The organism is Aminobacter sp. MET-1, from assembly GCF_026521175.1.
Taxonomy (GTDB): Bacteria; Pseudomonadota; Alphaproteobacteria; order Rhizobiales; family Rhizobiaceae; genus Aminobacter.
In genome coordinates, this window is the sequence record NZ_JAMSHL010000001.1 from 433,334 (window position 1) to 449,796 (window position 16,463).

The window sequence follows — 16,463 nt, forward strand, 5'->3', positions numbered from 1 at the left end:
GCGGTTCAGCGCGTCGGAACCGGATGCTCGCCGCGATAGTCGTAGAAGCCGCGGCCGGTCTTGCGGCCGAGCCAGCCGGCCTCGACATATTTCACCAGAAGCGGGCAGGGACGGTACTTCGAGTCCGACAGGCCGTCGTGCAGCACCTGCATGATCGACAGGCAGGTGTCGAGGCCGATGAAGTCGGCGAGCTGCAGTGGCCCCATCGGATGGTTGGCGCCGAGCTTCATCGCCGTGTCGATGGCTTCGACGGTGCCGACACCCTCATAGAGGGTGTAGATCGCCTCGTTGATCATCGGCAGCAGGATGCGGTTGACGATGAAGGCAGGGAAATCCTCCGAGACGGTGACCGTCTTGTCGAGGTGGCGGACATATTCCTTCGAGGCCTCGAAGGTCTTGTCTTCGGTGGCGATGCCGCGCACCAGCTCGACCAGCTTCATGACCGGAACCGGGTTCATGAAGTGGATGCCGATGAAACGCTCAGGACGATCGGTCTGCGCGGCAAGGCGCGTGATCGAAATCGACGAGGTGTTGGTGGCGAGGATCGCCTCGGGGTTCAACTGCGGGCAGAGCTGCGCATAGATCTTGCGCTTGACCGTCTCGTCCTCGGTTGCCGCCTCGATCACGAGGTCGGCGCTGGCGAGGTCGGCCATTGCGGGAGCCGCAGAGATGCGGGCCATCGCATCCTTGCGCGACTGCTCGTCGAGCTTGCCCGACGCGACTTGGCGGGCCAGGTTGCCGTTGATGGTGGCGATGCCTTTTTCGATGCGCTCGGGCGAGAGGTCGTAGATCAGCACGCTGTAGCCGGCGAGGGCCGAAACATGTGCAATTCCGCCACCCATCTGGCCCGCACCGACAATGCCGACCGTCTCGATCTTACCCGTCATCACACCAATCCCGTCGAAGTTTTTATTAGTTTTGTGCAATGCAAACTAAATGGCCGGGGTAGCGTTCGTCTACCCCGGCCACAACATTTTAATACTTTGGGCGAAGAGGCGTCAAAGCGCCTTTTCGAGCTCCGGCAGGACGGTGAAGAGGTCACCAACGATGCCGTAGTCGGCCACCTGGAAGATCGGGGCTTCTTCGTCCTTGTTGATGGCGACGATGACCTTCGAGTCCTTCATGCCGGCGAGATGCTGGATTGCGCCCGAGATGCCGCAGGCGATGTAGAGATCGGGGGCGACCACCTTGCCGGTCTGGCCGACCTGCCAGTCGTTGGGGGCGTAGCCGGCGTCGACGGCAGCGCGGCTGGCGCCGACGGCGGCACCGAGCTTGTCGGCCACCGGCAGGATGACTTCCTGGAACTTCTCGGCCGAGCCGAGCGCGCGACCACCCGAGATGATGATCTTGGCCGACGTCAGCTCCGGACGGTCGCTTTCCGACAGCTTGTTCTCGACGAACGAGGACAGGCCCGGATTGGCGGCTGCCGAAACGGTCTCGATAGCGGCCGAACCGCCCTCGGCGGCTGCCTGGAAGGAAGCCGTGCGCACGGTGATCACCTTCTTGGCGTCGGTTGCCTGAACCGTCTGGATGGCGTTGCCGGCATAGATCGGACGCTTGAAGGTGTCCGGCGAGACGACCTCGATGATTTCCGAGACCTGGCCGACGTCGAGCAGGGCAGCGACGCGCGGGGCGACGTTCTTGCCGGTCGAGGTGGCAGCGGCGACGATGGCGTCATAGTTGCCGGCGAGGCCGACGACCAGTGCCGCGGTCGGCTCGGCCAGGCGCTCGGCCAGCTCGTCGGCTTCGGCCAGCAGCACCTTGCGCACGCCCTTGAGCTTGGCGGCTGCTTCAGCAGCAGCCTTGGCGCCCTTGCCTGCGACCAGCACGTCGACGTCGGAACCGATCTTCTGAGCCGCCGACAGCGCCTTGGCGGTCTGGTCGGAGAGCGAAGCGTTGTCGTGTTCGGCGATGAGGAGAATTGCCATGTTGTTGATCCCTTTCCGCTTCGCTTAAAGCACGCCGGCTTCGTTCTTGAGCTTGTCGACGAGCTCGGCGACGGACTTGACCTTGACGCCAGCCTTGCGGCCGCCCGGCTCCTCGGTCTTGATGACCTTGAGGCGCGGGGTGATGTCGGCGCCGAAGTCGGCTGCCGACTTCTCGTCCAGAGGCTTCTTCTTGGCCTTCATGATGTTGGGCAGCGAGGCATAGCGCGGCTGGTTTAGGCGCAGGTCCACCGTCACGATCGCCGGCATCTTGAGCTCGACCGTCTGCAGGCCGCCATCGACTTCGCGCGTCACCTTGGCCTTGTCGCCACCAAGCTCGATCTTCGAGGCAAACGTGCCCTGGGCCCAGCCCAGCAGCGCCGCCAACATCTGGCCGGTCTGGTTCGAATCGTCGTCGATGGCCTGCTTGCCGAGCAGCACGAGGCCGGGAGCCTCGGCAGCGACCACGCCCTTCAGCACCTTGGCGACGCCCAGCGGCTCGACCGCATCTTCGGTCTTGACCAGGATGGCGCGGTCGGCGCCCATGGCCAGCGCGGTGCGCAGGGTTTCCTGAGCCTGCGCAGGTCCGATCGAGACCACGACGATCTCCTCGACCTTGCCGGCTTCCTTGAGGCGGATCGCCTCTTCGACCGCGATCTCGTCGAACGGGTTCATCGCCATCTTCACATTGGCCAGCTCAACGCCAGAACCGTCGGCCTTCACCCGAACCTTCACGTTCGCATCGACAACCCGCTTGACCGGGACGAGAACTTTCATCGGCTTGGTACCTCTCTGAACAGCATTATTGAGCGCGCTATAGCAGCGCCTGGCCCGCTGCAATTGTCGATTGCCGACATATTGGGCGGAAAAACAGACCTGATCTCGTGCTTTCGGTGGCAGGAGGGCTGCCGGAAGCGGGCGGACCGTAGTTGTGGGCGAAGTGGCCTGTCAATATCCGTATGGACGTCAAATCGGTTGAAAATCTGGGCCAGCCTAGCGCTGGCGGCCCCATCGCGACGCTGGCTGGGCGGGCGGTTGGGGCGCGGGCGGCTCAGGTGTATCGGGGGCTTCCGCTCTCGGGGCTGGCGGCGACGTATCCTCGGCCTCGGCAAACAGCGGCACGTCGCGTCGGCGTAGGATCAGCACCAGCACGGCGCCGGCGACAATGCCGCCGACATGGGCGGCCCAGCTCACCTCGTCGTCGCCGCCGATGGCGATCATGGCGAACTGGAAGATCACCCACAGCACCAGCGGAATCCAGGCCGGAATGCGCAGCGGAATTCGGGCAAAGGCCAGCACCCAGACTTTCACCCGCGGGTAGAGCATCAGGTAGGCGACGACCACGCCGGCGATCGCACCCGATGCGCCGATCAGCGGCGTTTGCGAGTCCGGGATCATGAAACCGTGCAGCCAGGCGCCGGCAAAGGCGCAGAGCAGGTAGAAGACGAGGAAGCGGAAGTGGCCGAGCGCATCCTCGACATTGTCGCCGAATACCCAGAGGAACAGCATGTTGCCGCCGAGATGCAGCAGATCGCCATGCAGGAACGAGTAGGTGATGTAGCTCATCTGCTCGGGAATGATGACGAGGTCGGGCGATAGCTCCGCCGTGTCGTGCACGACGGACGGAATGTAGCCCAGGCCCAGCACCGCAGCCGTCATGAACTCCTCACTGCCCAGATAGGTGATGCAGTAGGCGATGACGTTGAGGGCGATCAGGGCGAAGGTGACATATTGCAGCCGGATGTGGCGCAAGTGGTTCGAATCATAGAGCGGAATGAACATGCGGCTCGCTTCCGCTCCCCCGGAACCAGCAATCCGCTCACATCAGCGGTTCTTGCCCGGCACCCATAACACATCGGCTTTTCCGTTGTCATTGGCGACGCGGGCAGCGACGAACAGCAGGTCCGACACACGGTTGATGTAGCGGATGCCTTCGCGGTTGACGTGCTCGTCCGGGTTCTGGGCCAGCGCCACCATGACTCGCTCGGCGCGGCGCGCCACGGTGCGAGCAAGGTGCAGAGCTGCCGCTGCCGGCGAGCCGCCATTCAGCACGAACGACCGCAGCGGTTCGAGCCTGGCGTTGAGCAGGTCGATGTCGGCTTCGACCCGTGCCGTCTGGCTGGCGACAATGCGCAGCGGCTCGTAACCGAGGTCCTTGCCGGTGTCGGGCGTGGACAGATCGGCACCGAGGTCGAACATGTCGTTCTGGATGCGGACCAGCATGGCGTCGAGCTCGGGATGGTCGGCGGCGGTGTGCACGCGCGCCATGCCGATGCAGGCATTAGCCTCGTCGACCGCGCCGTAGGCCTCGACGCGGAGATCCGATTTCAGGCGGCGCTCGCCGGTGCCGAGTCCTGTCGTGCCGTCATCGCCGGTGCGGGTGTAGATCTTGTTGAGCTTGACCATGCCCGTACCCCGTCAGCGGCGGGTGAAATAGAGGGTCAGCACGATGAAGATCAGCGCGATCGCCTGCAAAAGCACGCGCGCCTGCATCAGCTTGTTGGAGGTGGTGCCCGAGCCGCCGCGCAGCATGTTGATCAGCCCACGGCCGAGCACGATCACCACGGCGACCATGAAGACGACGGCAAGGATGTTGAACGCGGTTGCCATGGTGGTTTCCTGTGTTTGGCGCCGGTCGGCTCAGGCCTGTCGCGCCAGTATTCTGTAGAGCAGCGAGGCAGGCAGGAGCCGCTTGAGCACGACACCGATTCTCGCCGGGATCGTCACAGCATAATGTGGACGCGGGCGCGGCGACAGCAGGGCGTGTCGCAATACCGCATGCACCGCCTCGGGGCCTTCCTTCAGCCGCGACTTGGAGCCGCCGCTCGACAGCCTTTCGAGCTGGGTGCGATAGGCTTCGTGATGCACCGAATGCTCGGCATCAATGTAACGCTTGAACCAAGGCAGGCCGTTGGTGGCGATCTTCGATTTCACCGGGCCGGGCTCGATCATCGACACATGCACGCCCGAACCGTCGAGTTCCTGGCGCATGCACAGCATCAGGCCTTCCAGCGCATGTTTGGAGGCGGCATAGGCGCCACGGAAGCGCACCGGCGTCAGGCCGAGGATCGACGAGCAATTGACGATGCGCCCACGCCCTTGCGCCCGCATGACGGGCACGATGCGCCGCGTCAGGTCGTGCCAGCCGAAGAAATTGGCCTCGAACTGGTCGCGCAGCGCGGCCACCGGCAGGTCCTCCACAGCGCCGGCCTGCGCATGGGCGCCGTTGTTGAAGAGCGCGTCGAGCCGTCCCCCGGTCCGTTCGAGCACGGTCGCCACCAGCGCCTCGATGGAGGCGGATTCGGTGTAGTCGAGATAGAGCGCCTCGATGCCGTCGGCCTCAAGCGCTGCGATGTCCTCGGGTTTGCGTGCGGTGGCGAAGACTCGCCAGCCTTCGGCCTTCAGCGCGCGGGCGCAGTGGGCGCCGATGCCCGACGATGCGCCGGTCACGATTATCGTGCGTAACTCGTTGATCGGGCTCACTTCGTTTTCGCCTGGCCTTGTAAATGAGGGCAAAGCCTTCCCATATTCGCCGCCACGAAACAATTGGCCAATGGATGATTGGCCGTGTCACTATCGGCCGCCAGGTAGTTGGCCAGGGCCTATCAGGACGGAGCGGAAAACTGGAGCTGATGCGCAAGATCGTCGCCGTGCGGCGCGTGCTCTTCGACGCAGTCGGCCATTTCTATGACGATGACGGATGGGCGATGGCCAGTCATCTCGCCATCTCGGCGCTGATGGCGCTGTTTCCGTTCCTGATCTTCGCCACCACGCTCGCCAGCTTCCTCGGCGCCGACGCCTTCGCCGAAACCGCCGTGCATCTGGTCTTCGACACCTGGCCCGACCAGATCGCCGAGCCGATCGCCCGCGAAGTGGTCAACGTGCTCACTGTCCAGCGCACCGACCTTCTGACCTATGGCGTGCTGCTCGCCGCCTTCTTTGCGTCCAACGGCGTCGAGGCGCTGCGCACCTCGCTCAACCGCGCCTACCGCGTCACTGAAACCCGCACCATCTGGTTTCGACGCACCCAGAGCATCTTCTTCGTGCTCATCGCCACGATCAGCTTCGTCGCCATTTCGGTACTGCTGGTGTTTGCGCCGATCATCGCGCGCATCCTCGAGGCCAAGTTCGAATGGATCAAACCCTATATGGGCACGATCACCGTGTGGCGGTTCTCGATTGCATCGGCGGTCATCGTCTTCGGCCTGTTTGCCGTGCATCTGTGGCTGCCGGACGGGCGCCGGCGTTTTCTCAGCGTCATCCCGGGCATCATCTTCACGCTGGTCGCCTGGCTCATCGGCTCGACGATCTTCGCCGCCTATCTCGACACCTTTGCGGCCTACGTCACCACCTATGCCGGTCTTGCCTCGATCATGATCGCCATCGTCTTCCTCTACATCATCTCGGCGATCTTCATCCTCGGCGGCGAACTCAACGCCGCCATCAGCCGCTATCTGGAAGCCCGCGCCCGCGTGCCGGGCTGAGCCGTCGCCAGGCCGACGCCGAGCGTGGCGATCGCCATGCCCACGAGCTGCACCGCAGACAACTGTTCGTCGAACAGCAGCCATGCAATGACCGCCGTCACCGACGGCACGAGGTAGAACAGCGAGGCGACCTTCGACATGGCCCCGTCGCGGATCATCACCATCAACAGGAAGATCGCGCCGATGGAGAGCACGAAGACCAGCCAGGCCATGGCGAAGACCAGTTCACCATTGACGGTCACCTGCTGGTGCTCGAAGGCGAAGGAGGCGACCGTCATCAATATGCCTGCGCCGACATATTGCCAGAAGGTGCCGGTCACGAGGTCGCTGGCGCTGCCCACGCGCTTCTGCCAGATGGTGCCGGCGCTGATGCCGCCCATGGCGATCACCGATGCCGTCAGCGTCTGCCAGGTCACGCCGCCGCCGAGTGCGCCGAGCTTGGGCGACAGCACTATGACCACCCCGACGAAGCCAACGGCCAGCCCCAACCAGTGACGCGGGCGGATTTCCTCGCCCAGAAGCGCACCCGCGAGTACCGCCGTCACCAGAGGCTGCAGGCCGGCAATCAGCGCCGAGAGGCCAGCCGGCAGGCCCTGGTGGATCGCCCAGAACACGCCGCCGAGATAGACGCCGTGCAGCAGCATGCCGATGGCCACCGCATGCAGCGCGGCTCGGTTTGTCAGGCGCTTGGAGCCGATGGCGAGCATGATGCCGCCGAGGATGACGGCCGCAATCACGAAGCGGACCGCCAGGAAGGTGAATGGCTCCGCCCATGGCATGGCGTAGCGCGCGCCGATGAAGCCGGTCGCCCAGAGCAGCACGAAGGTGGCCGGTATCAGACGTTTGGGAGAGGATGTCATCGGTACCGCTGGGCTGGCCGGGCGAGGCGCCCTGGCAGGGAGTTCATCAGATCGCTCTAATGCCGAATATTCGGGCAAGCAAAACGAAACGATTGATCCATAGATTCACCGGACCTGATCCGACCATCCGATCCGGGAGACGCATGCCCGGGATGCGGCCCGGTAGAAACCCCACTGTCGGCCTTTGAAAGGACCGCGGATGTTGTGGAATCTCGACCCGGGCTGGTTGATGATGGCCGTCGCCTTCGTTGCCGTCATGGCGTTCTTCTTTGGCGCAGCCCTCGACGCCATCATGAAGGAAGACGGCTTCGGCCCCACCGGCAACATGCTCCTGTTCACCGCCGGCTTCTTCGGCGCCGTGATCGTCGCCAACAGCTATGGCATCTCGCTGCGCGACCTCAAGCTCGCGGTCGCCTGGGGGCTGGGCGGCGCCTTCGTCTTCATCAGCCTGCTTGCCCTGCTCAAGGCCGCCGCCGCGCGTTTTTGATCACGCGGTTGGGGACGGCCCCCGGGTGGGGAGCAGGCTCAGGATGAAGATTGTCGCCGTTGTCGTTGCGCCGTCTAACATCCCGACGCAACGCCGGCAGCATGAACGGTCCTCATCCGGAGCTTGTCGAAGGGCGCTTGACCGACCGCCCGCCAGCGGCACGACCAACTGGATCAGGCTAGACCATGTTCCGTCCCGACTACTTCGCCGGTAACGGCATGGATCCTCGACACTCTCCGCTCGCTTTGTTCGCTCACGAGGTCAAGGATGACAACCTCGGCGAAACCCGTGTAGGCTCCATACTGGTGCATCAGGACGAGATCATCCCGAACTAAAGCCCCAGCATCGCCCTTATCGTTTCGGGCGTCTCCCCGGCGTCCCGCAGCGCTGCAAGACCGGTGTCGCGTTGGCTTTTGGACAGCTTGCGGCCATCCGGCCCGGGCACCAGCCTGTGGTGGAAGTAGCTCGGCGCGGGCAGTCCCAGCGCCTCCTGCAGGAGACGCTGTACCGAGGTGGCGAAATAGAGATCCTTGCCACGCACGACGTGGCTGATGCCCTGCAGCGCGTCGTCGACCACCACCGACAGGTGATAGCTGGTGGGGATCTCCTTGCGGGCAATGATCACGTCGCCCCATTGCGCGGGCTCGGCCGCAATGTCCGCCGCTGCGGTCATCGCCTCGCTCGACCATTCGCGCCATGCCAGCTGATGTCCCAGTCGCTCGACTGCAGCCGTCGTGTCGAGCCGCCAGGCGAAGGGCACGCCGGCATCGATGCGTCGCTGGCGCTCGCGCTGCGACAGCGTCTTGTCCGTTCCGGGGTAGAGCGGCGCGCCGTCAGGGTCGCGCGGCCAGCTTTTTCCCTTTGCCTCATGCTCGACGATCACTGCCCGGATATCGCCGCGGCTCATGAAGGCGGGATAGACGAGTTCATCCTTTTTGAGGCGCTCGAGCGCTGCTTCATAGTCGCCGAAATGCTCCGACTGCCGGCGCACCGGCTCTTCCCAGCCAAACCCCAGCCAGGCCAGGTCGCGGAAAATGCCGGTTTCGTATTCGGGCGAACAGCGGGTGACGTCGATGTCCTCGATGCGCAGCAGCAACCGACCCCCGCTGCTTGCCGCCATAGACTGATTGGTCAGCGCGGAAAGCGCGTGGCCGAGATGCAGCTCGCCATTGGGGCTGGGCGCGAAACGAAAGACAGGAGCCGTCATGAGCGTTGCGGTTTCGGATTGAACGTTTGCTTTTCCGATTGCTACGTTGCCTGCCCGAAGCTCACAAGACATGCCATGCGCCGCATCTCCAACATCGACGACATCAACAGCGGTCTCGACGCCCTTGTCGCCCTCGATCCCCGGCTCGAGGCGGTGCGGGCCATCGCCGGCGAGGTGCCGCTCCGGCTGACCGAGCCAGGCTTCGCCAGCCTCGCCTCGATCATCGTTTCGCAGCAGGTGTCGACGGCGAGTGCAAAGGCGATCTTCGGCCGGTTCTCGACCCTGGTCGATCCGCTGACGCCGCAAGGCCTGCTTGCCGCAGGCGAGGGCGTGTTCCGTGAGGCCGGCCTGTCGCGCCCCAAGCAGAAGACCCTGCTTGCCGTCGCCAGGGCCGCCGCCGACGGGCTCGACCTCGACGACCTTTGCCGGCTCGACGCACGGGAGGCGATGGCAACCATGGTCGCCATATCAGGTATCGGGCCATGGACGGCCGAGGTCTATCTTCTGTTCGCCGCCGGCCACCCCGACATTTTCCCGGCTCGCGACGTGGCGCTGCAAAGCGCCGTCGGTCATGCGCTGGGCATCGATCCGCGCCCCGGCGAGAAGGCACTGATTCGGCTTGCCGAATCATGGGCGCCATGGCGGGGGGTCGCTTCGAGGCTGTTCTGGGCGTATTATCGGGAAACCCGGGGCCGGGATGCCGCGCCGCCGGCCGGAAATCCCGCCTGATTGCGCGAAATCGCGCATTTTTGACGGGCTTTGTGACCGACAAGCCGCTTCACATTCCTGTCACCTCGGGCTTACAGTATTCGTACCGTTAGGTTCGAGGACCAAGGAGGTAAACGAAGTGACGGTTGCCGTGTCTCCGGATGGGCTTCCAGCGCTGGTGCTGAACGCGGATTATCGCCCGCTCAGCTACTATCCCTTGTCGCTGTGGTCCTGGCAGGATGCGATCAAGGCGGTGTTCCTCGATCGGGTCAACATCGTTGCCGAATACGAGCACGCCGTTTCCTCGCCGACCTTCTCGATGAAGCTGCCCAGCGTGGTCAGCCTCAAGACCTATGTGAAGCCGTCGCGTTATCCGGCCTTCACCCGCTTCAACGTTTTCCTGCGCGACCGCTTTCAATGCCAATATTGCGGCACGCCAGAAGACCTGACTTTCGACCACGTCATCCCGCGCCACAGCGGCGGCGCTACGACGTGGGAAAATGTCGTCGCCGCCTGCTCGCCCTGCAATCTCAGGAAGGGCGGTATGATGCCGGCGCAGGCCAAGATGTGGCCGCTGCAGAAGCCGTTCCAGCCGACGGTGCACGACCTGCACAACAACGGCCGGCTGTTCCCGCCCAACCATCTGCACGAAAGCTGGATGGATTATCTCTACTGGGATGTCGAGCTGGAGCCGTAGAGTTCACCGACTATTCGCCGGATTGGCCGACTGACGCGGTTTTCTGCGCTTCCGGTGCTCAAGGACTTTATGTCCGCTGTGCTTCGGTTCTCGAAAACCATGCCATTCGACTCACCCTGTCGAATTCCTGGCGAACGCTGCGTCAGGTTTGTCTTGATCAAGCCTTCTTGAAAGCCGCACGTAGGGCCACCACCGCCAGAAACGCGCTGGCGAGCACGTTCCAGCCGGCGAAGGACAGGCCGAGCACGCGCAGGGCGGCGTCCTCGCAGCGAGGCGGCACGACGGTGTTGAGCACGTCAAGCAGGCCCTTGCCGCCGGTGTCGACGGTGCCCGAAACGGCCTGGCAGTCGGTCGGGCCGGCCCACCAGCGCCATTCGACACCGGCGTGGTAACCGCCAAGATAGAGGCCGTAGAGCATCAGCAAGCCGCCCAGCGCCAGCAGCGCGCGGGTCAGCCATGACGGCCAGTGCATCGCCGAGGACAGGGCCGCCAGCGCCATCAGCGGCACGCCGACATAGTAGGGCGTGCGCTGCTCGAGGCACAGCTTGCAGGGCATGTAGCCGCCGATGTGCTGGAAGCCGAGTGCGGTGCCGACGACGACTGCCATGGCGACGGCAAGGAAAAGCGCTGTCAGCGTCTGGCTGCGGCCGGTCGTTGAAGTGAGGGAGGTCATTCTTTGGTGCCCAGCTGTTGTTACAGGCAATTGCCGTTCAGTGGAGGTATCTGACGAGAAGATAGAGCAAAATGAGGGCAGCGGCAGCGATGCCGGCCAGCAGTCCCAGTCGCTTCTCGATGAATTCGCGGATCGGCTCGCCATAGGTCCTGAGCAGCCAGGCGAGGAACAGGAAGCGGGCGCCGCGGGCAATAATCGCCGAGACGATGAACCAGCCGAGCGGGAAGCTGACGACACCGGCGAGAATGGTCACCACCTTGATCGGCGGCAGATGCGACAGCCCCGACGTGACGAGCATCAACAGGATGATGCCGGCGCCTGATGACACCTTGAGCGCTTCGAATTCGTCATACTTGCCGTAGAATTCGAGCACGGGCTTGGCGACGGCCTCGAAGGCGTAGTGGCCGATGTACCAGCCGGCAATGCCGCCCAGCACCGAGGCGACCGTAGCGATAATGGCATAGCGGTATGCCTTGTCGGGCCGCGACAGAGCCATCGGCAGGTAAAGCACATCGGCTGGGACGAGGAAGACCGAGCTTTCGACGAAGGCGATGAAGGCCAGCCACCATTCGGCGGATTTCCTTGCCGCGAGTGACAAGGTCCAGTCGTAGAGTCGGCGAAGCATCTGGCCCCCTTGGATTACGCGCTGCCTGTTTAGGAAGAATTGCTGTAGCGCACAATGCGTGAGGCCTTCACGAATGCGAAACCGGCACAGCACGCACAATCTGTCGCACATTCACGCGTCGGGGCAGTTGACGGCAGGGTGCCTGACCGTATAGTCCGCCACCGTTCTGTCCATTTTAGGGCAGGCCCCTATGGCGGAATTGGTAGACGCGCTCGACTCAAAATCGAGTTCCGCAAGGAGTGCTGGTTCGATCCCGGCTAGGGGCACCATTTTATTCGCGGGAGGAGCGGAGACACTTGTCCATGCTCGAACGGCGCGACACCTACGACGCCCTCTATCGCGACTTCCACTGGCGTATCCCTGAGAAATTCAACATCGGCACCGCGGTTTCGGATCGCTGGGCCGCAGTCGATCCCGATCGTCCAGCGCTGCTCGGCTACCGCTCCGAGGGAACAGCCGACACACTGTCCTTCGGCGATCTCGCGCTCCGCTCCAACGCGCTGGCCCATGCCTTGAGGGCACGCGGCGTGCGCCGTGGCGACCGCGTCGCGCTGCTTTTGCCACAGAGCTTCGAGACGGCGATCGCCCATGTCGCCATCTATAAGCTCGGCGCCATCACTGTGCCGCTGGCACTGCTGTTCGGCGTTGAGGCGCTTGAATACCGGCTGCAGACTGCCGGTGTCCGGGCCATCGTCACCAACGGGGCGGGCTTTGCCAAGGTCGGCCTGATCAAGGGCCGCCTGCCGGAACTCGAAACCGTCGTCGTGGTCGACAGCGGCGATGCCAACGACTTCCATCGCCTCATTGCCGATCATTCGCCGGTCTTCGCCGCCGAGGACACGGGGCCCGACGATCCGGCGATGATGATCTTCACCTCGGGCACGACCGGACCGCCCAAGGGTGCGCTGCATGGCCACAGGGTGCTGCTCGGCCATCTGCCCGGCATCCAGATGGCGCAGGAGTTCTTCCCCCAGCCGGGCGACCTGACCTGGACACCCGCCGACTGGGCCTGGGCCGGCGGCCTGCTCAACCTGCTTTTGCCCAGCCTCTATTTCGGCTTGCCCGTGGTCGCTGCGCGTTTCGAAAAGTTCGATCCGGAGGCTGCCCTGTTGCTCGTCGAAAAGACGCGGGTTCGCAATGCCTTCATCCCGCCGACAGCACTGCGCATGCTCAAGACAGTGCCCGACATCCGCAGGCGCTTCCGTCTCGGCCTGCGCAGCATCGGCTCCGCCGGCGAGTCGCTCGGCCGCGAGACTTATGATTGGGCGGCTGCCGAACTCGGGCTCACGGTCAACGAGTTCTACGGCCAGACCGAATGCAACGCGGTGCTCGCCTCTTGCGCTGGCCTTGGCATCACCAAAGGCGGGGCCATCGGCAAGGCCGTGCCTGGCCACCGCGTCGCCATCATCGATGCCGAGGGCCGTCGTGTGCCAATGGGCGAACCCGGTCAGATCGCCATTGCCCGGCCCAACCCGGTGATGTTTCTCGAATATTGGCAGAACCCCGAGGCGACCGAGAAGAAGTTCATCGGCGAGTGGATGACGACGGGCGATCAGGGCATCGAGGACAGGGACGGCTACGTCACCTTCTTCGGTCGCGACGACGATGTCATCACCTCGGCCGGCTTCCGCATCGGCCCCGGCGAGATCGAGGATTGCCTGACCGGCCATCCGGCGGTGGCGCTCGCCGCTGCCGTCGGCAAGCCCGACGCGCTGCGCACCGAGATCGTCAAGGCTTATGTCGTGCTGAAGCCCGATGTCGAGCGCAGTGCTGCACTGGCCGAGGAGATCAAGCTCTGGGTGCGTGAGCGCCTGTCGGCGCACGAATATCCACGCGAGGTCGAGTTCGTCGATTCCATGCCGCTGACCACCACCGGCAAGGTCATCCGCCGGATCTTTCGCGAACGGGCAAAACGCGAGGCGAGGGACGGCGCGGCGCATCCTCTTGGACGCGCAAAGGACAGCGTCGCATCTTGATCTGGTGCATGGTCCTTTCCGAAAATCGAAGCCGATTTTCGGGGCCATGCACTAACGCCGCCTCAGCAGGCCGCGCATGCGGTCGCGCAGCTTGGCGGCGAGCCTGCGCGTCTGGCGATAGAGATGCAGTTGCGAGGCGGCCTGACGCGTGGCACGGTCGACGTCGGGCGTCAAACCGACCACGAAGGTGCCCATCGGCTTGCGCTCGCTCCACATCTTGCTGACCATCGGATGGTCGGGCACGGCGCAGGAATCGGTCATGACGATGTTGGGATCGTCGAGATGCTGGCCAGTCACGCCCATCATCAAGAGCACGCCCGGCGAAAAGGCCGACAGGCTTTCGTCATAGGCGATCTTCCAGGTGTAGGCGACGCCGGCCTCGATGAAGACCACCAGGCTCGCCACGGTGCGGCCATCCAGCGTCAGCGAGTGGACGCGGCAGAGGTCGAGCTCCGACATGCGGTGCACCGCCTCGCGCACAAAAGCGGCGCGATAGCGGTCGATCACCATAGCGGTGCGCTTGCGGCCCTTCCAGCCGGAGGCTTCCAGCGTCAGGAAGCGCTCGATGGCGTCGCGGACATCGTCTTCGCTGCGGGCGACCTGATGCTCGACCTCGCCCTGTTCGGCGAGGCGACGGCCGAGGCGGCGGAATTCCTTGAAGTGACGGTTGCCGAGCGAGGACTTGAGATAGTCGTCGCCCTCGAGGTCGCTTTCGAGGAACGGCCGCTCGAACGCGCCTGTCAGTACCAGCGGCAGGCCCCTGGTCTCGGCGACCGAGCGCAGCATGCGTGCGACCGCGCCGTCGAGGCGCATGTCGGGCAGCACGAACACCTTGGGCAGCTTGAGATGCGGTCGCGCCAGCATGGCGAAGAAATCCTCGATCACGCCTTCGGGGTCGTCGCGGTCGATCAGGGGCGTGCCTAGTGGCCCGAACGGGCTCGACCAGGTCCGCATGACCGGCACGCCCAGCGGGATCGCCGGTTTCTCGACCGAATAGGGCACCAGAAGGCGTAGCCGGCTGCGGTATTCGTTGCCGTCGCGGATGACGGCGAGCCTGACCTCGCGGTCCTCCAGCCTCGGCATGGCAGGTGCCAGGAAACGCGGGTTGAAGAAGACGTTGGGCTCGATGGTGCGGGCGCTGAGATGGTCCAGCTCTTCCACCAGGTCGAAGCCGGCAGAGGCCGGGTAGATGGCGAGCCGGCGCAGGGGCCTGTCGTTGGCGACCAGCTCCATATGGGCCGCATCGGACGCATTGGTGGCAGCACCGGCAAGGCCGGCAATCATGGTGCCGGCGGGGCCGCCGCTGGTCTCCTCGAGAAGCGGGATGGCAACCATCACACGGCCTCCGTCTTGTGCCTGGCGGGAATGAAGATGAGCATGACGATGCCGAGGCGGCGCCACACGGTAAATGACAGCGCGCTCGCTTCGAAGATCATCGCGGCCGACGTCGAGATCGCCGCACCCCAGAGGCCGAGCGTCGGGATCAGCACGACGTTGAGGCCGATGTTGATGGCGAGCGTTGCGGCATAGACGACGGCGCAGACATTCTGGTTGCCGCTCATGGTCAAAAGGCTTTCGCAGGGACCGACTGCCGAGCGCGCCACGACGGCTGCCACCAGCAGGAACAACAGCGGATAACCGGCGTCGAATTCCGGGCCGAACAGGAACAGCAGCGGCTTGCCGAGCAGCAGCACGAGAAGACCCATCAGCAGCGACGGCCAGAACGTCCACGACACGGTCTCGCGGGCGAAGCCAGCGAGCCTTGCCGTGTCGCCGTGGCTGAACTGGGCGTAACGCTGGGCAACGCCGGCCTTGACGGCGAAATAGACGAAATGAACCAGCGCCAGCGTCTTCACCGTGGCGAAGTAGACGGCCACCTTGTCCGGCTCCATGTAGAAGCCGACCATCAGCACGTCGGCATTGGTGAGCAGGAAGAAGAAGCTTTCGACCAGGAAGATCGGCAGCGAGATCTTCAGCCAGTAGCCCAGCTTGATGGTGCGTGGTCCGGCCGGGACACGCTTGTCGGTGCGGGCGGTGACGCGCACAAGCTGACTGACTGTTGTGATGTAGGAGGCGATGATCGAGGCGATCACAGCGTTGGCCGCGGTTGGCGCGTAGCCGAGCCAGATCATCATCGCCATGAACACAAGCATCAGTACCGGGCGAGTGATGTAGGTCGGCACCAGCGCGGCAAAGCCCCAGGAGTTGGCCCGCGCCAACCCTTGCAGCACGTCGGACAGCGCGATCATCGGCAGGCAGAACATGCCGAGCATGAAGGGGATGACATAGTAGCTCTCGATCATGCCCGAGGACAGCCAGACGCCGGCGATGCCGATCGCGGCGATGATGCTCGAGGCCACCAGTGTGAACAGGCGGCTGGCCAGAAGCACGCCGCGCAGTTCGGCCAGCATGCCTTTTTCACGGTATTCGGGGATGAAGCGGATGACGGAGGTGTGGAAGCCGAAGCAGGACAGCGAGCCGACGATCACCATCGCCACCCACACCAGCACGAAGATGCCGTATTCGAAGCTGCCCATCCAGCGCGCCAGGAGCACCTGGCTGACGAAGGCGATGGCGGCGCTGACGATGCGGACGGCGAAGGCAAACAGCGACATGCGTCCGGCTTCGCCGCGTTCGTCGGTGCTGAACAGCACCGCGTCGACACGGTGCAGGAGCGGCATTGCGCGCGAGGCAATCGGCCCCGGCAGCAACCGCTCCGCCGTCATCGCTGCGGAAAAACGCACTCCATACACTCCAGTTTCCGCTGTTTTCGCTGACGGGTCTAACCGAGAGCGATTAAGAAACGGTTGGGTGGAGCTGC

At 64.2% G+C, this 16,463-nt stretch carries 18 protein-coding genes and 1 tRNA gene; 6 read left to right on the plus strand and 13 right to left on the minus strand.

Annotated elements, in window-relative coordinates:
* Positions 1-5: 5 nt before the first annotated feature.
* The 7 genes from NDO48_RS02185 to NDO48_RS02215 form a co-directional block, all read right to left on the minus strand.
* Positions 6-887 (minus strand): 3-hydroxybutyryl-CoA dehydrogenase, encoded by an 882-nt coding sequence (locus tag NDO48_RS02185; RefSeq protein WP_018429670.1) that lies wholly within the window; start codon positions 885-887, stop codon positions 6-8.
* Positions 888-998: 111 nt separating this feature from the next.
* The gene (locus NDO48_RS02190; RefSeq protein WP_267320770.1) at positions 999-1,928 is read right to left on the minus strand and encodes an electron transfer flavoprotein subunit alpha/FixB family protein; all 930 of its coding nucleotides are present in this window, start codon (positions 1,926-1,928) and stop codon (positions 999-1,001) included.
* A 24-nt stretch (positions 1,929-1,952) separates the two neighbouring features.
* Positions 1,953-2,702, minus strand: coding sequence for an electron transfer flavoprotein subunit beta/FixA family protein (locus NDO48_RS02195; RefSeq protein ID WP_018429668.1), 750 nt, complete (start codon positions 2,700-2,702; stop codon positions 1,953-1,955).
* A 216-nt stretch (positions 2,703-2,918) separates the two neighbouring features.
* Positions 2,919-3,707: a rhomboid family intramembrane serine protease gene (locus NDO48_RS02200; RefSeq protein ID WP_018429667.1), complete on the minus strand. Its 789-nt coding sequence runs from the start codon at positions 3,705-3,707 to the stop codon at positions 2,919-2,921.
* A 42-nt stretch (positions 3,708-3,749) separates the two neighbouring features.
* Entirely contained in the window at positions 3,750-4,331 is a 582-nt protein-coding gene (locus NDO48_RS02205) for a cob(I)yrinic acid a,c-diamide adenosyltransferase (RefSeq protein WP_267320771.1), read from the minus strand.
* Positions 4,332-4,343: 12 nt separating this feature from the next.
* Positions 4,344-4,535, minus strand: coding sequence for a twin transmembrane helix small protein (locus tag NDO48_RS02210; RefSeq protein ID WP_018429665.1), 192 nt, complete (start codon positions 4,533-4,535; stop codon positions 4,344-4,346).
* Positions 4,536-4,565: 30 nt separating this feature from the next.
* Positions 4,566-5,408 carry an SDR family oxidoreductase gene (locus NDO48_RS02215; RefSeq protein ID WP_267320772.1) on the minus strand — a complete coding sequence of 281 codons (843 nt, stop codon included), beginning with the start codon at positions 5,406-5,408 and terminating at the stop codon, positions 4,566-4,568.
* Positions 5,409-5,557: 149 nt separating this feature from the next.
* On the opposite strand from NDO48_RS02215, the gene NDO48_RS02220 reads away from it, so the two are divergent.
* A complete protein-coding gene (locus tag NDO48_RS02220) occupies positions 5,558-6,409 on the plus strand; it encodes a YihY/virulence factor BrkB family protein (protein WP_018429663.1) in 852 nt (283 codons plus the stop codon).
* Here NDO48_RS02220 and NDO48_RS02225 read toward each other — a convergent pair.
* Positions 6,376-7,269 (minus strand): DMT family transporter, encoded by an 894-nt coding sequence (locus NDO48_RS02225; protein ID WP_040456345.1) that lies wholly within the window; start codon positions 7,267-7,269, stop codon positions 6,376-6,378. The two genes, NDO48_RS02220 and NDO48_RS02225, sit on opposite strands and share 34 nt — an antisense overlap.
* Positions 7,270-7,468: 199 nt before the next feature.
* On the opposite strand from NDO48_RS02225, the gene NDO48_RS02230 reads away from it, so the two are divergent.
* Entirely contained in the window at positions 7,469-7,756 is a 288-nt protein-coding gene (locus NDO48_RS02230; protein ID WP_018429661.1) for a hypothetical protein, read from the plus strand.
* A 331-nt stretch (positions 7,757-8,087) separates the two neighbouring features.
* On the opposite strand, the gene gluQRS is transcribed toward NDO48_RS02230, so the two are convergent.
* Entirely contained in the window at positions 8,088-8,963 is an 876-nt protein-coding gene (gene gluQRS / locus NDO48_RS02235) for a tRNA glutamyl-Q(34) synthetase GluQRS (protein WP_267320773.1), read from the minus strand.
* Between the two features lie 75 nt (positions 8,964-9,038).
* On the opposite strand from gluQRS, the gene NDO48_RS02240 reads away from it, so the two are divergent.
* Entirely contained in the window at positions 9,039-9,692 is a 654-nt protein-coding gene (locus NDO48_RS02240; RefSeq protein ID WP_267320774.1) for a DNA-3-methyladenine glycosylase family protein, read from the plus strand.
* Positions 9,693-9,810: 118 nt separating this feature from the next.
* A complete protein-coding gene (locus tag NDO48_RS02245; RefSeq protein ID WP_026227550.1) occupies positions 9,811-10,368 on the plus strand; it encodes an HNH endonuclease in 558 nt (185 codons plus the stop codon).
* 157 nt (positions 10,369-10,525) lie between these two features.
* Here NDO48_RS02245 and NDO48_RS02250 read toward each other — a convergent pair whose 3' ends face one another.
* The gene (locus NDO48_RS02250) at positions 10,526-11,041 is read right to left on the minus strand and encodes a disulfide bond formation protein B (protein ID WP_018429656.1); all 516 of its coding nucleotides are present in this window, start codon (positions 11,039-11,041) and stop codon (positions 10,526-10,528) included.
* Between the two features lie 37 nt (positions 11,042-11,078).
* The gene (locus NDO48_RS02255; RefSeq protein WP_018429655.1) at positions 11,079-11,666 is read right to left on the minus strand and encodes a YqaA family protein; all 588 of its coding nucleotides are present in this window, start codon (positions 11,664-11,666) and stop codon (positions 11,079-11,081) included.
* Between the two features lie 184 nt (positions 11,667-11,850).
* Here NDO48_RS02255 and NDO48_RS02260 point away from each other — a divergent pair.
* Positions 11,851-11,935: transfer RNA gene (locus NDO48_RS02260), tRNA-Leu, on the plus strand.
* Between the two features lie 33 nt (positions 11,936-11,968).
* Positions 11,969-13,642 (plus strand): AMP-binding protein, encoded by a 1,674-nt coding sequence (locus NDO48_RS02265; RefSeq protein WP_267320802.1) that lies wholly within the window; start codon positions 11,969-11,971, stop codon positions 13,640-13,642.
* Positions 13,643-13,693: 51 nt separating this feature from the next.
* Here NDO48_RS02265 and NDO48_RS02270 read toward each other — a convergent pair whose 3' ends face one another.
* Both NDO48_RS02270 and NDO48_RS02275 read right to left on the minus strand, forming a co-directional pair.
* Positions 13,694-14,977 (minus strand): GNAT family N-acetyltransferase, encoded by a 1,284-nt coding sequence (locus NDO48_RS02270; RefSeq protein WP_267320775.1) that lies wholly within the window; start codon positions 14,975-14,977, stop codon positions 13,694-13,696.
* A complete protein-coding gene (locus tag NDO48_RS02275; RefSeq protein ID WP_267320776.1) occupies positions 14,977-16,386 on the minus strand; it encodes a lipopolysaccharide biosynthesis protein in 1,410 nt (469 codons plus the stop codon). The genes NDO48_RS02270 and NDO48_RS02275 overlap by 1 nt, the downstream gene beginning before the upstream one ends.
* Between the last annotated feature and the right edge of the window lie 77 nt (positions 16,387-16,463).